The sequence below is a fragment of the Bacillus sp. SD127 genome (assembly GCF_058566445.1).
In genome coordinates this window covers 2,670,078-2,683,304 of record NZ_CP191226.1, presented here as the reverse complement: position 1 = coordinate 2,683,304, position 13,227 = coordinate 2,670,078, and the positions used below count along the sequence as shown (strand labels likewise).

Here is a 13,227-nt window from a genome sequence, read left to right as displayed (position 1 = left end):
GACTGGGGGAAGAGTTATGCGAATTGCAATAAGCGGAGGCGGCACAGGGGGACACATTTATCCTGCGCTTGCCTTTATCAAAGAGGTGCAGCGCCGCCATCCTGATACGGAATTTTTATATATCGGAACAGAAAACGGATTAGAGAAAAAAATTGTAGAACGGGAAAATATACCGTTTCGTTCCATTGAAATTACAGGTTTTAAAAGAAAGCTTTCATTTGAAAACGTAAAAACGGTGATGCGTTTTCTAAAGGGCGTTAAAAAAAGCAAATCGTATTTAGCGGAATTTAAGCCGGATGCCGTGATTGGAACGGGCGGTTATGTGTGCGGGCCGGTTGTATACGCGGCTGCAAAAATGGGGATTCCGAGTATCGTTCATGAACAAAACAGCCTGCCGGGCATCACCAATAAGTTTCTTTCAAAATATGTTAATAAAGTAGCAATATGTTTTGAGGAAGCAAAATCACATTTTCCAAGTGAGAAAGTTGTATTTACGGGAAACCCGAGAGCCTCTGAGGTCGTCTCAATAAAGACGGGCCGCTCAATGGCTGAATTCGGACTCTCTGAAGAGAAAAAAACCGTATTAATCTTCGGCGGAAGCAGAGGCGCCGCACCGATTAACCGAGCGGTCATTGATATGCAGGATGCGCTGAAATCAAGAGCGTATCAAGTACTGTATATTACGGGCGAGGTTCACTATGAGAAAGTAATGACTGAGCTGAAAAACAAGGGTGCAGCTGACAATATGGTCACAAAACCGTTTCTTCATCAGATGCCAGAATATTTAAAGGCAATTGATGTGATTGTAGCAAGAGCGGGTGCGACGACCATTGCGGAAATTACGGCACTAGGAATCCCAAGTGTGCTGATTCCAAGTCCGTACGTAACGGCGAATCACCAGGAGGTCAATGCGCGATCTCTCGGTCAGCATGATGCTGCGATTGTGTTGAAAGAAACAGAACTCAGCGGGGAAAAGCTGATTGAAGCGCTTGACCGGATTGTGCTTGATGAACAAACATTAAAGGATATGAGCGAACGGACAAAGTCACTCGGTGTTCCTGATGCGGCTGCCCGTTTATACAGCGTACTCGAAGATTTGAAAAAATAATAGAAAAGCAAATGGAATGCGGAGGTTTACGATGGAGAAAGTGATACAAGAATTAAAAGAACGCGAAGTCGGCAAGGTGCTTGCAAATGAACCGCTCGCAAATCATACAACAATGAAAATCGGCGGTCCTGCGGATGTATTGGTCATTCCAAGCAGTGTAGATGCTGTCAAGGACATCATGGATGTTGTGAAAAAATATGAAGTAAAGTGGACAGTCATCGGCCGCGGGTCAAACCTTCTTGTATTAGATGAAGGAATCAGAGGCGTGGTCATCAAGCTGGGCGCGGGTCTTGACCACTTGGAGCTTGACGGGGAACAAGTCACTGTCGGTGGCGGTTATTCAGTCGTGCGTCTTGCTACATCGTTGAGCAAAAAAGGCTTGTCGGGATTAGAATTCGCTGCCGGAATTCCGGGATCCGTCGGAGGAGCTGTCTATATGAATGCAGGCGCTCACGGGTCTGATATGAGTAAGATCCTTGTCAAAGCGCATATTTTATTTGAAGACGGCACGATCGAGTGGCTGACAAATGAGGAGATGGAATTCACCTACAGAACGTCCGTATTGCAAAAGAAACGCCCTGGTGTTTGTCTTGAAGCCGTTCTGCAGCTTGAACAAAAGGATAAAGAATCAATCGTTCAGCAAATGCAAAGCAATAAAGACTACAGAAAGAATACACAGCCGTATTCAAGCCCTTGTGCAGGAAGCATATTCAGAAACCCGCTTCCGAACCATGCCGGCAATCTAGTGGAAAAAGCAGGCTTAAAAGGATATCAAATCGGCGGTGCGAAAATATCGGAAATGCACGGGAACTTTATCGTCAATGCGGGCGGAGCATCAGCAAAAGATGTGCTTGATCTGATCGACCATGTGAAAAAGACGATCCGTGAAAAATACGAGATTGAGATGCACACAGAGGTTGAAATCATCGGTGAAAATCGCTGATTCAAGTTCTGAACTGAAGCTGTTCATATGATATACTGTAAGCAAACGACAAACGGCATCATAGTATGCCGTTTGTTTTGGAATAGGCAGACTTTTAAGGCTGTTTCATTTGAATGAGGTGAACAGGCAATGAATCCGGGGCATGACCGAGAAAAAATCGTAAATATTGAAGAGCGGATCCCTAAAATTAAAGAGCAGAGAAAACAGAAGGCAAACCGCCGGCTTATTTCATTTATTATGCTCTTTTTTATGATGGTGCTGATCATCGTGTATCTGCAGACACCGATCAGTAAAATTTCATCAATCTCTGTTACCGGCAATGAGAATGTTTCCAAAAAGGAAATTATTGTTCTTTCCGATATCAAAAGCGGAGATACTGAATTTTGGAGTCTGGATAAGAAAAAAACAGCAAAAAAGATTCAGCAAAATAAATTAGTAAAAAAAGCAGAAATCAGCAAATCCCTTCCTAATAAAATCAACATTGCGATCGAAGAATATAAAGCGATTGCTTATTTAGAAAAAGACAATGTGTATTATGAAGTCCTTGAAAACGGTTCAGTTTTGCCAGACGAAGTAACGCCGGATGATGCGGGACCGATTTTGGTGAATTGGACAGACGCTAAAAAACGTGTTCAGATGGCCAAGCAGCTCGATGCTTTGTCAAATTCTATAAAACAATCGATTTCAGAAGTGTATTATACTCCTGTCAAAATGGATCAAAACCGGATTAAATTATATATGAACGACGGGTATGTCGTCACTGCATCCATCAAAACCTTTGCAGACCGAATGAAAACGTATCCTTCTATTATTTCACAGCTCAGCGGCAGTAAAAAAGGGATTATTCATTTAGAAGTTGCAACCTATTTTGAGGAGTTTGGAAAAAGCGATTCGTCTGCCAAAAAGGAAGATGAAAATTGAGGGGCAAATCAGCCGTCCTTCTTTCTTTGATTATGCTTATCGCCGGCTTTTTAATTTCTTTTTCTTTTCAGACGACAAGAGAAAACCACAAAAGCATGACAGAGACGGAAGAATGGAAAAAAGAATATGCCCTGCGGGATGAACTGCTGAAACAAGAGAAAGAAAACAAGGACCTTGAAAAAGAACTGTATCAAAAGCAGAACAAAGTCCGTCAGACTGAAAATAAGATGAAGAACGAAAAAACAGAATACTATAACGTCCTGGAAGATGTAGAAAAGTACAGAATGTATATTGGGGAAGTCGGTGTACAAGGAGAGGGCGTTCAAGTGACTTTGGAAGATGCTTCTTACATACCGGAAGGAGAGAACGTGAACAGCTACATCGTTCACGAAAGCCATCTCTTTCAAGTCATAAATGAACTGTATATATCTGGTGCGGCAGCCGTCTCCGTCAACGGCCAGCGGCTGACCCATGATTCCTACATCAAGTGCAACGGGCCGGTCGTAACGGTGGACGGGGTGCAGCACCCCGCCCCGTTTGTCGTTTCTGCCATCGGAGATCCTGATGTCCTGCTTCCTTCGTTAAATATAGCAGGAGGCCTGATCGATCAGCTTTCTATGGATCATATTTCTGTTACTGCAGAAAAAAAGAAAAATGTACAAATGGAACCCATTCTGAAAACGAAGGAATGACTGGAAAAGCGGGTGAAGTGATTGAAAATAAAGCGTTCCTTCATTAGCATCAGCGTGCTTATGGTTATATTCGGCCTTATGATATCTGTTCAATTTAATTCTTTAAAGCATCCACAAGTCCGAGATACAAGAGATATGTGGGATATAAGAGAAGAGCTTACATCAGAGCAGAAGAAGCAGGAAGAGCTGCTGGCTGAAATTAAAAAGTATGATAAATTGCTGAATACCTATACGCAAAACAAAGAATTGACAAAAGAAACAGCGCTCAATAATACATTACAAACCTTAAAAAAAACAGCCGGCATGACCGATATAACAGGTAGCGGAATTGTCATCACCCTTTCTCCGCTTTTTTCTGAAAGCGTAACTGGAGAGGCGATCAAAAATCCACCGCCGGATTTACTAAAGAAGCTGATCAATGAACTCAACTCCTATGGTGCTGAGCATATCTCAATAAATGAGCGAAGAGTTGTGAATTCTTCAGTGATACGGGACATAAACGGCACAACAAAAATAGACGGATACAGCCTTGATGATTATCCTTTAACAGTAAAAGTGCTTGCTGAAGATCCGGACAAGCTGTACAGCAGGGTAAAGGGGTCCGATTTAGAGGATATCTTTGCTTCTGAAAATGTAGCGTTAAAAGCAGGTAAATCTGACAGCAGCCTGACTTTAAAAGCTTATGACAGAGCAGTGGACGTACAACAGCTAAAACCGCTGAAAGACTAAAAGGGAGGAGAATTGTCATGTGGCTGCCCGTGCTTGGACTCGTGCTCGGAATAACGATCGGATTGATGACAAACTTAACGATACCGAGTGAATACTCAAATTATTTATCACTTGCGGTGCTTGCTGCACTTGATACTCTAATCGGCGGAATCAGGGCGCATTTACAAGGTACATATGATGAAATGGTATTTGTTTCCGGTTTCTTTTTTAATATTATATTGGCAATAAGTTTAGCTTTTCTGGGAGTCCATCTTGGTGTAGACTTGTATTTAGCAGGTATATTCGCATTTGGAGTCAGGTTATTTCAGAATATAGCCGTTATAAGAAGAAATCTACTAACAAAGTGGACTCTTTCTAAAAAAAATAAAAAAAATGTGATATAAAAGAGGATATACATAGGATATAACGAATATTTTCAATAAACATAAAATGTGAAAAGCACATAAGGAATATTCCGTTGTTATTTTTTGTTACACACTTGTAAAGCCACATTCATTGTATTGTTGTTCCCCAAATAATAGAATAGAAATGATCGAAATGTGAGGAGGTGCCATAGAATGAACAACAATGAACTTTACGTCAGTCTTGACATCGGTACGTCCAATACAAAAGTGATCGTCGGAGAAATGACAGATGATTCCCTAAATATTATCGGTGTGGGAAATGTACCGTCTGAAGGGTTGAAAAAAGGCTCAATCGTTGATATAGATGAGACCGTTCATTCTATAAGAAAAGCGTTTGACCAAGCTGAAAGAATGGTAGGTTTTCCGCTTAGAAAAGCTATTGTCGGCGTTAATGGAAATTATATCAATATTCAAGATACAAACGGTGTTGTAGCAGTTTCCAGTGAAAATAAAGAAATTCAAGTAGAAGATGTCCGCCGCGTCATGGAAGCGGCTCAGGTTGTTTCAATACCGCATGAACAGCTGATAGTCGACGTCATTCCTAAACAATTTATCGTAGATGGAAGAGATGAAATTACCGACCCGAAAAAAATGCTAGGTGTGCGTTTAGAAGTAGAGGGCACACTGATCACCGGTTCAAAAACAATATTACATAACTTGCTTCGCTGCGTTGAAAGAGCCGGTGTTGAAATAACTGATATTTGTCTACAGCCGCTGGCAGCCGGTTCTGCTGCTTTGTCAAAGGATGAGAAAAATCTCGGTGTGGCTCTCATTGATATAGGCGGAGGGTCAACCACCATTGCCGTGTTCCAGAACGGACACCTGACTTCTACCCGTGTCATTCCTCTCGGAGGCGAAAATATCACCAAAGATATCTCCATCGGATTGAGAACGTCCACAGAAGAAGCGGAACGTGTGAAAAAACAATTTGGACATGCCTACTATAACGAGGCTTCAGAAGATGAAGTATTTGAGGTAACCGTTATAGGCACCAATCAAAAACAAACATTTACACAGCAGGAAGCAGCGAATATCATAGAAGCAAGAGTCGAAGAAATTCTTGAGATTGCTTCAGAAGAACTTCGCAATATGGGAATTAGCGATCTGCCGGGAGGCTTCGTGCTGACAGGGGGACAAGCAGCAATGCCTGGTACCATGTCACTAGCGCAGGATGTGCTGCAAAACAATGTCAGAGTGGCGAGTCCGAATTATATCGGTGTAAGAGATCCTCAGTATATGACGGCAGTTGGCATGATTCAATTCGCCTGCCGGAATGCAAGAATTCAAGGCAGAAAAATTGGCTTCAAGATGCCTGAAGAAGCGATACAGGAAATCGCCGTCTCATCAGCAGAGGAACAAGAGCAGCATCATCACCAAAATGAGATGCAGCAACGGCCAAAAGGAAAACAAAAAACACAAGCCGAACATAACAAACAGAGCAAAATGAAAAAACTATTAAGCATGTTTTGGGAATAGATAGATAGTCATTCGGCAGATTAGGAGGATTTAGCATGTTGGAGTTCGAAACAAACATAGACGGCTTAGCATCAATTAAAGTAATCGGAGTAGGAGGCGGCGGTAACAACGCGGTCAACCGAATGATTGAGAATGAAGTGCAAGGAGTAGAGTACATCGCGGTAAATACGGACGCTCAAGCTCTTAACCTGTCAAAAGCGGAAGTGAAAATGCAAATCGGCGCAAAGCTGACTAGAGGATTGGGAGCAGGTGCGAATCCGGAAGTCGGGAAAAAAGCCGCAGAGGAAAGCAAGGAGCAGATTGAAGAAGCGCTAAAAGGCGCTGACATGGTATTCGTAACAGCTGGTATGGGAGGCGGAACAGGAACAGGTGCCGCACCGGTTATTGCGCAAATCGCAAAAGATTTAGGAGCATTAACAGTCGGAGTCGTTACAAGACCGTTTACGTTCGAAGGTCGCAAAAGACAGCTGCAGGCGGCGGGCGGAATTTCTGCAATGAAAGAAGCGGTGGACACGCTGATTGTGATCCCGAACGACCGTATTCTTGAAATTGTTGATAAAAACACGCCGATGCTTGAAGCATTCCGTGAAGCTGATAACGTACTCCGTCAGGGGGTTCAAGGTATTTCTGACCTGATCGCTACTCCTGGTCTCATTAACCTAGACTTTGCTGATGTGAAAACGATCATGTCAAACAAAGGATCTGCTTTAATGGGTATTGGTATTGCGACTGGAGAAAACCGTGCTGCAGAAGCTGCGAAAAAAGCCATTTCCAGTCCGCTTCTTGAAGCAGCAATTGATGGCGCGCAAGGCGTCTTAATGAACATTACTGGCGGAACAAATCTGAGCCTTTATGAAGTTCAGGAAGCAGCAGACATTGTCGCTTCTGCATCTGATCAGGATGTAAACATGATTTTCGGTTCTGTTATTAACGAAAATCTTAAAGACGAGATTGTGGTTACGGTAATTGCCACTGGTTTTATCGAACAGGAGAAAGATGTTACGAAACCCCAGCGTCCATCATTAAACCAGAACATCAAATCACATAATCAGAGTGCTCCAAAACGTGAGCCGAAACGAGAGGAACCGCAGCATCAAAACACAGTCAGCCGTCAAACCTCACAGCCGGCTGACGATACGCTAGATATTCCGACATTCTTAAGAAACCGCAATAAACGCGGCTAATTGAAAGGACAAAATCGTTTTCGATTTTGTCCTTTTTTTATTTTTTCCTCAACCATTTCCATTCATATATTATGTCTTTTGCACTATGTCTTCCTACACATAACAACAAATCAACCTATTATACCTACTGATATTTCATGACCATATCATCATTTTCATTTATATGGAAATAAGATGACAGAAAACGACAATATCTGTAATTGAGATTGTCTACAGTTAACGTACAACGAAGCTTTGACAAACAAATTGAATGTTAAAGGAGGGACGACATTTTTTTACAAAGTGGTTTAAAAAAGGGGGATAAAAAATGAGGAAACAAACGAAAAACAGACTGATCAGTTCTGTTTTGAGTACAGTTGTCGTCAGTTCACTGCTGTTTCCGGGTGCAGCCGGGGCAAGCAGCAAAGGCGCTGCTTCTTCTGTAAAACAGGAGCTTCAATCTTCTGAATCGATTCAAAACAAGATTTCCAGCTCATTAAAGAAAAGCTTTAAAAAAGAAGAAAAAACTACCTTTCTGATCAAATTTAAAGATCAAGCTGATACCCAAAAAGCAGCAAAATCAGCTGTCAAAAAAGCGAAATCTAAAAAGCTGACCGCTGCTAAAACGGAATATCAAAAGCGTTCGGCCGTCGTGTCTTCGTTAAAAGTGACAGCTGATGAAGCTCAGAAAGACGTCTTGAAATATTTAAACAGCCAGAAAAATAAAGGGAACGCCGATGATATTCACTCCTATTATGTGGTAAATGGAATTGCTGTACATGCTTCAAAAGAAGTCATGGAGAAAGTGGCGCAGTTCCCTGAAGTAGAAAAGGTGCTTCCGAATGAAAAACGGCAGCTTTTTAAGTCATCCGCTTCCCCATTCAATATGAAAAAAGCACAAAAAGCGATAAAAGCAACTGACGGTGTAGAATGGAATGTAGACCAAATAGACGCACCGAAGGCTTGGGAGCTTGGCTATGACGGAACGGGTACGGTTGTCGCCTCCATTGATACCGGGGTTGAATGGGAACACCCTGCATTAAAAGAAAAATATCGCGGGTTTCATCCGGAAAGCCCCAATGAGCCTGATCATGACATGAACTGGTTTGATGCTGTAGCGAACGAGTCAAGTCCATACGATGATCTTGATCACGGCACTCATGTAACAGGTACAATGGTTGGCTCTGAGCCTGATGGCACGAATCAAATTGGTGTCGCACCTGGCGCAAAATGGATTGCTGTTAAGGCGTTTTCTGAAGATGGCGGGACAGACGCTGACATTTTGGAGGCTGGTGAATGGATTTTAGCTCCAAAGGACGCAGAGGGCAACCCTCATCCGGAAATGGCTCCGGATGTCGTCAATAATTCTTGGGGCGGGGGCTCCGGCCTTGATGAATGGTACAGAGATATGGTCAATGCGTGGCGGGCGGCCGACATTTTCCCGGAATTCTCTGCGGGAAATGCTGACCTCTTTAACCCGGGAGGACCTGGTTCTATTGCGAATCCTGCCAATTATCCGGAAGCGTTTGCGACCGGAGCGACTGATATTAACAAAAAGCTTGGCGATTTTTCACTCCAGGGACCGTCGCCATACGATGAAACAAAGCCGGAAATTTCTGCTCCAGGCGTAAACATCCGGTCTTCAGTTCCCGGCCAGACATATGAAGACGGTTGGGATGGCACGTCGATGGCAGGACCGCATGTTTCTGCTGTTGCTGCGCTATTGAAGCAGGCAGACGCCTCACTTTCTGTCGATGAGATGGAGGATATATTGACAAGCACGGCTGAGCCATTAACGGATTCTACATTCCCTGACTCTCCGAATAACGGATACGGTCATGGTTTGGTGAATGCTTTTGATGCCGTATCAGCGGTTACAGACGGTTTAGGAAAAGCAGAAGGGCAAGTTTCTGTCGATGGGGAAGATGAGGAGCTGCCTGGCTATCAGCATGAGAAAGTAAATGAAGCTTATGAAGGTGCCAGCCTTCCGCTTACCTTGACAGCTGAAGACAATGTGAGTGTGACATCCGTGAAATTGTCCTATAAGCTGGATCAAGGCGAATGGAACGAGGTCAAAGCTAAACGAATCAGCGGAGATCATCTGAAAGGAACGTACCAGGCGGAAATCCCAAGTATAAAGGGGACCGCATTAAGCTATAAGTGGATCATTCAGGATTTTGGCGGCCATGTTGTCGAATCTGACATATATGATGTAACCGTGAAACCTAGCATCACTGTTGGATACAAGCAGGATTTTGAAACAGAACCAGGCGGCTGGCTTACGAGCGGAACAAATAATAACTGGGAGTGGGGAGTTCCGGAATCAGGCCCTAATGCAGCTGCATCAGGAGAAAAAGTATATGGGACAAACCTGACTGGAAATTATGCCAATGGAGCGAATATGAATCTCACTATGCCTCCAATTGACGTGCCTGATTCAGGCGGCCTGTTTCTTCAATTTAAAAGCTGGCACAACCTGGAAAATGATTTTGATTATGGCTACGTTTTTGTTTTACCGGAAGGCGAAACGAATTGGGAGCAGGCAGGGGTCTATAACGGAAAGACTTCAAACTGGACCAGCGAAGAAATTAATTTATCCGCATACAGAGGCCAAAACATTCGAGTGATGTTTAACCTTCAGTCTGATGAAAGCATTGCAAAAGAGGGCTGGTACGTTGATGATGTTCAGCTTTCAGACAAATCTTCCGGGAAAACAGCCAAAAAGAATAAGCTGGGCGTACAAAAACCGGCAGAAAAGCAAAAGAAAAAAGCGGTTAATCCAAAAAAGGCTAAGCCATCAACAAATACAGCTGCCAAAACAAAACATAGTGCTGATATGCAGCCGCAAGCATTGCCGCTCAGAGCACAGGTCAGTGTGGTTGAAACAGGAAAATCAACCTATTCAGACCAATCAACCGGACAGTACAAGCTGACGCATAAAGCAGGAGACTACACGCTTATGGCAGAAGCTTACGGCTATCAATCAAAAACGCAAAAAGTGTCTTTGCAGGCAGATCAGACAACCCAAGCTAATTTTACGTTAGAAGAAATAAAGAAAGGCACATTAAAAGGCACTGTCATCAATAAAACAACAGGAGAGCCGGTAAAAGGCGCTTCCGTCTATGTTATCGAGGATGCCGCTGTTGAACCGGCAACTACAAACGACAAAGGAGAATATACACTTGAGGCCTACGAGGGCTCTTACACCATTAAAGTGGCTGCACCGGGCTATTACAGTGATGAATTTTCCGTTGATTTAAAAGGTGATATCACGAAAGAAACTGTGCTGAAGCCTTTCGTCGGTTATCCAGGCGAGATCGGATACGATGACGGAACAGCGGAGAATGCAAATTCCTATTTCGCGGCCGGAAACGGATGGGCGGTTAAAATGTCACTTGCTGACGGCAAGGAAAAAGGCATGCTGACAGGAGGGCTATTCAGATTCTGGGATACGGAGTTCCCTGATCCTGGCGGCACAGAGTTTAAGGTCGAGGTTTACGATGCTACAGGGAAAGATGGAGCACCCGGCAAAAAAATTGCTGGACCATATAACGCGGAAGCTCTTCGTAATGGCGAATGGACGAAAGTCGATCTCAGCTCGAAGGGGATTATGGTCGATAAAGACTTTTATCTTGTATATATCCAGTCAAAACCCGATCCATATTCACCAGGCTTGGCAATGGATGAAACCGGGCAGTACTCAGATCGCAACTGGCAGTATGTTAGCGGAACATGGCAAAAAGGAGATAAAGAAGACGGCAACTATATGATTCGCGCGTTAGTCGATTATGAAGCTGCCGTACCTGTCATTACTTCTCCTGAAGATAAAGCATACACCAATAAGGAGAACGTCACGGTAAAAGGAAAGGCATCTCCGGGGACGACTGTAACCCTTTATAATGGTGATAAAGAAGCAGGGGAAACGAAAACTGCCGAAGATGGCACGTTCGAGGCAGGAGTTTCACTCAGTAAAGGGGAAAACAAGCTGACAGCGGCTGCATCAACAGACTCCGGAACGACAGATGCTTCAAGTCCTGTCACGGTCACACTTGATCAAGACAAGCCTGAACTGACGCTCGACAATCCAAAGGATGGCGAGAAAATCAATAAAGAAGCGCTGACTGTTAAAGGCACTGTTTCAGATGACAACTTGAAAGAAGTAAAGGTTAATGGCAAAAAAGCCACGGTCACAGACGGTTCCTACTCTGCCCGTATCCTTTTGGAAAACGGAAGCAACGAAGTAAAGGTGACAGCCACTGACTTAGCAGGCAACAAAACGACGAAAAAAGCTGTCGTCGATGTGAATTTTGACCAGCCAGTCATTACCGGACTGATTCCTGGTGAGGACAAAACCTTAAAAGCCGGTGAATCGGTCAAAATCGCTTTTTCAAGCGCGAAAGGTGCAGATGCAACGTTTGTCATTCGCCTGCCGCTCACAAATACAAGAGCGAATGTACAAAACGCTACCGAGCTGCAGTTAAGAGAAATTTCTCCGGGACGATATGAAGGCTACTGGACAGCAACTTCTTCTATTAAAGCAAACGGAGCTAAAGTAGAGGTTATCGTTCGAGACGGTTACGGCAATGAAACCAGAAAAACAGCGAATGGAAAACTTTATATCAATACTGAAAAGTAAGTGTAAGAAAGCTGCCGCTCTTGGCAGCTTTTTTTCTATATACTCTCATTTATTCCCTCGACAAATTAAGCAGTTATCCCTGAAAAATTGTATGGGCCTCTCAACATTAATTGACAGACTTTCCCACAGAGCTTGCTTTATACTTATGAAACAAGAAGGGGAACAGCGTGATGCAAGAAAGAAAGGGGTCAGGTGTGAAAATCTATTTAGATGTCATTTGGCTGTTAAACTTTTGTTTTGACGCACTGTTGCTTTTACTGACGGCTTTTATTTTGAAACGCCATGTAAAAAAAAGAAGATTGATAGGCGGCGCGTTTATCGGGTCAAGTATTGTCCTTTTGATGTTTACTCCTTTCTCGCCGATCGTTGAGAACCCGGCCGGAAAGCTCGCTTTTTCGGTTGTCATTGTGCTCGTGACATTCGGTTTTAAGCGGTTTCGCTATTTCTTTCAAAATTTGTTTTCCTTTTATTTTGCTACTTTTCTAATGGGAGGGGGAATAATCGGAGCACATTCATTGCTGCAGTCAAACTCTATTGTCAGAAACGGTGTCATGATCACCAATCAAACCGGATTTGGCGACCCGATCAGCTGGATGTTTATCGTGGCTGGCTTTCCCGCATTATGGTTTTTTTCCAAGAGAAGAATCGAAGATATTGAAACAAAAAACATTCAATATGAGGAACGAGTCAGGGTACAGGCGGACCTGGGCGGCCAAACACTGCACGCAAGAGGCCTGGTGGATTCCGGCAACCAGCTGTATGATCCGCTCACAAAAACGCCGGTCATGATTCTTCACATTGATAAGCTTGAACCAATTTTCGGAGAGGCTGAAACGGTGATTATCCGAAATGCAGACCCGATGGAAGCGATTGAACAGCTTGATGATTCGTTTCGTTTTTTAGATAAAATGAGGCTGATCCCATATCGGGGAGTAGGCCAGCAGCATCAATTTTTATTATGTATCAAACCGGATCATGTAACGATTATGACAAAAGATGAAATGATTTCCGCGGATAAATGCTTAATCGGCATCAGCACGTCAAAGCTGTCGGCAGATGGAGATTTTGACGCGATTATTCATCCGAAAATGCTGTCCGGAAAGGCCATTAAGCACGTATCCTAATGTTCGCAAATGTCCGTTACTTATCATACTC

Annotated in this window: 10 protein-coding genes; all 10 read left to right on the top strand. The window is 43.5% G+C overall.

All coding sequences use genetic code 11. The annotated features are described in order from the left end of the window. Window positions 1–16 precede the first annotated feature (16 nt). The 10 genes from murG to spoIIGA all read left to right on the top strand — a co-directional run bounded on the left by murG (window position 17) and on the right by spoIIGA (window position 13,196). Complete coding sequence (gene murG / locus ACQVGS_RS13920; protein ID WP_044155976.1) at window positions 17–1,108, top strand: undecaprenyldiphospho-muramoylpentapeptide beta-N-acetylglucosaminyltransferase; 1,092 nt, start codon at window positions 17–19, stop codon at window positions 1,106–1,108. Window positions 1,109–1,139: 31 nt separating this feature from the next. Next, on the top strand, window positions 1,140–2,051 hold the full coding sequence (murB, locus tag ACQVGS_RS13915) for a UDP-N-acetylmuramate dehydrogenase (RefSeq protein WP_024121317.1): 912 nt from the start codon (window positions 1,140–1,142) through the stop codon (window positions 2,049–2,051). 129 nt (window positions 2,052–2,180) lie between these two features. Continuing rightward, window positions 2,181–2,972 (top strand): cell division protein FtsQ/DivIB, encoded by a 792-nt coding sequence (locus ACQVGS_RS13910; protein WP_127695285.1) that lies wholly within the window; start codon window positions 2,181–2,183, stop codon window positions 2,970–2,972. Then, window positions 2,969–3,664, top strand: coding sequence for a DUF881 domain-containing protein (locus ACQVGS_RS13905; protein WP_095713793.1), 696 nt, complete (start codon window positions 2,969–2,971; stop codon window positions 3,662–3,664). Before ACQVGS_RS13910 ends, ACQVGS_RS13905 begins: the two co-directional genes overlap by 4 nt. A 21-nt stretch (window positions 3,665–3,685) precedes the next feature. Further along, window positions 3,686–4,393 (top strand): DUF881 domain-containing protein, encoded by a 708-nt coding sequence (locus ACQVGS_RS13900; protein WP_095713794.1) that lies wholly within the window; start codon window positions 3,686–3,688, stop codon window positions 4,391–4,393. 17 nt (window positions 4,394–4,410) lie between these two features. Continuing rightward, entirely contained in the window at window positions 4,411–4,776 is a 366-nt protein-coding gene (locus tag ACQVGS_RS13895; protein ID WP_010334164.1) for a small basic family protein, read from the top strand. A 174-nt stretch (window positions 4,777–4,950) separates the two neighbouring features. After that, window positions 4,951–6,273, top strand: a complete 1,323-nt coding sequence (gene ftsA, locus ACQVGS_RS13890) for a cell division protein FtsA (protein WP_127695283.1) — start codon at window positions 4,951–4,953, stop codon at window positions 6,271–6,273. Window positions 6,274–6,308: 35 nt separating this feature from the next. Continuing rightward, complete coding sequence (gene ftsZ, locus ACQVGS_RS13885; RefSeq protein WP_024121324.1) at window positions 6,309–7,457, top strand: cell division protein FtsZ; 1,149 nt, start codon at window positions 6,309–6,311, stop codon at window positions 7,455–7,457. A gap of 307 nt (window positions 7,458–7,764) precedes the next feature. Then, window positions 7,765–12,072, top strand: coding sequence for a S8 family serine peptidase (locus tag ACQVGS_RS13880; RefSeq protein ID WP_400152264.1), 4,308 nt, complete (start codon window positions 7,765–7,767; stop codon window positions 12,070–12,072). A 194-nt stretch (window positions 12,073–12,266) separates the two neighbouring features. Further along, window positions 12,267–13,196 carry a sigma-E processing peptidase SpoIIGA gene (spoIIGA, locus tag ACQVGS_RS13875; protein ID WP_151175204.1) on the top strand — a complete coding sequence of 310 codons (930 nt, stop codon included), beginning with the start codon at window positions 12,267–12,269 and terminating at the stop codon, window positions 13,194–13,196. Window positions 13,197–13,227 lie beyond the last annotated feature (31 nt).

Coding starts and splice junctions, on each gene's coding strand:
- ACQVGS_RS13880 (WP_400152264.1), top strand. CDS start 7,765: ATGAGGAAACAAACGAAAAACAGACTGATCAGTTCTGTTTTGAGTACA.
- ACQVGS_RS13895 (WP_010334164.1), top strand. CDS start 4,411: ATGTGGCTGCCCGTGCTTGGACTCGTGCTCGGAATAACGATCGGATTG.
- murG (WP_044155976.1), top strand. CDS start 17: ATGCGAATTGCAATAAGCGGAGGCGGCACAGGGGGACACATTTATCCT.
- murB (WP_024121317.1), top strand. CDS start 1,140: ATGGAGAAAGTGATACAAGAATTAAAAGAACGCGAAGTCGGCAAGGTG.
- ftsZ (WP_024121324.1), top strand. CDS start 6,309: ATGTTGGAGTTCGAAACAAACATAGACGGCTTAGCATCAATTAAAGTA.
- ftsA (WP_127695283.1), top strand. CDS start 4,951: ATGAACAACAATGAACTTTACGTCAGTCTTGACATCGGTACGTCCAAT.
- ACQVGS_RS13910 (WP_127695285.1), top strand. CDS start 2,181: ATGAATCCGGGGCATGACCGAGAAAAAATCGTAAATATTGAAGAGCGG.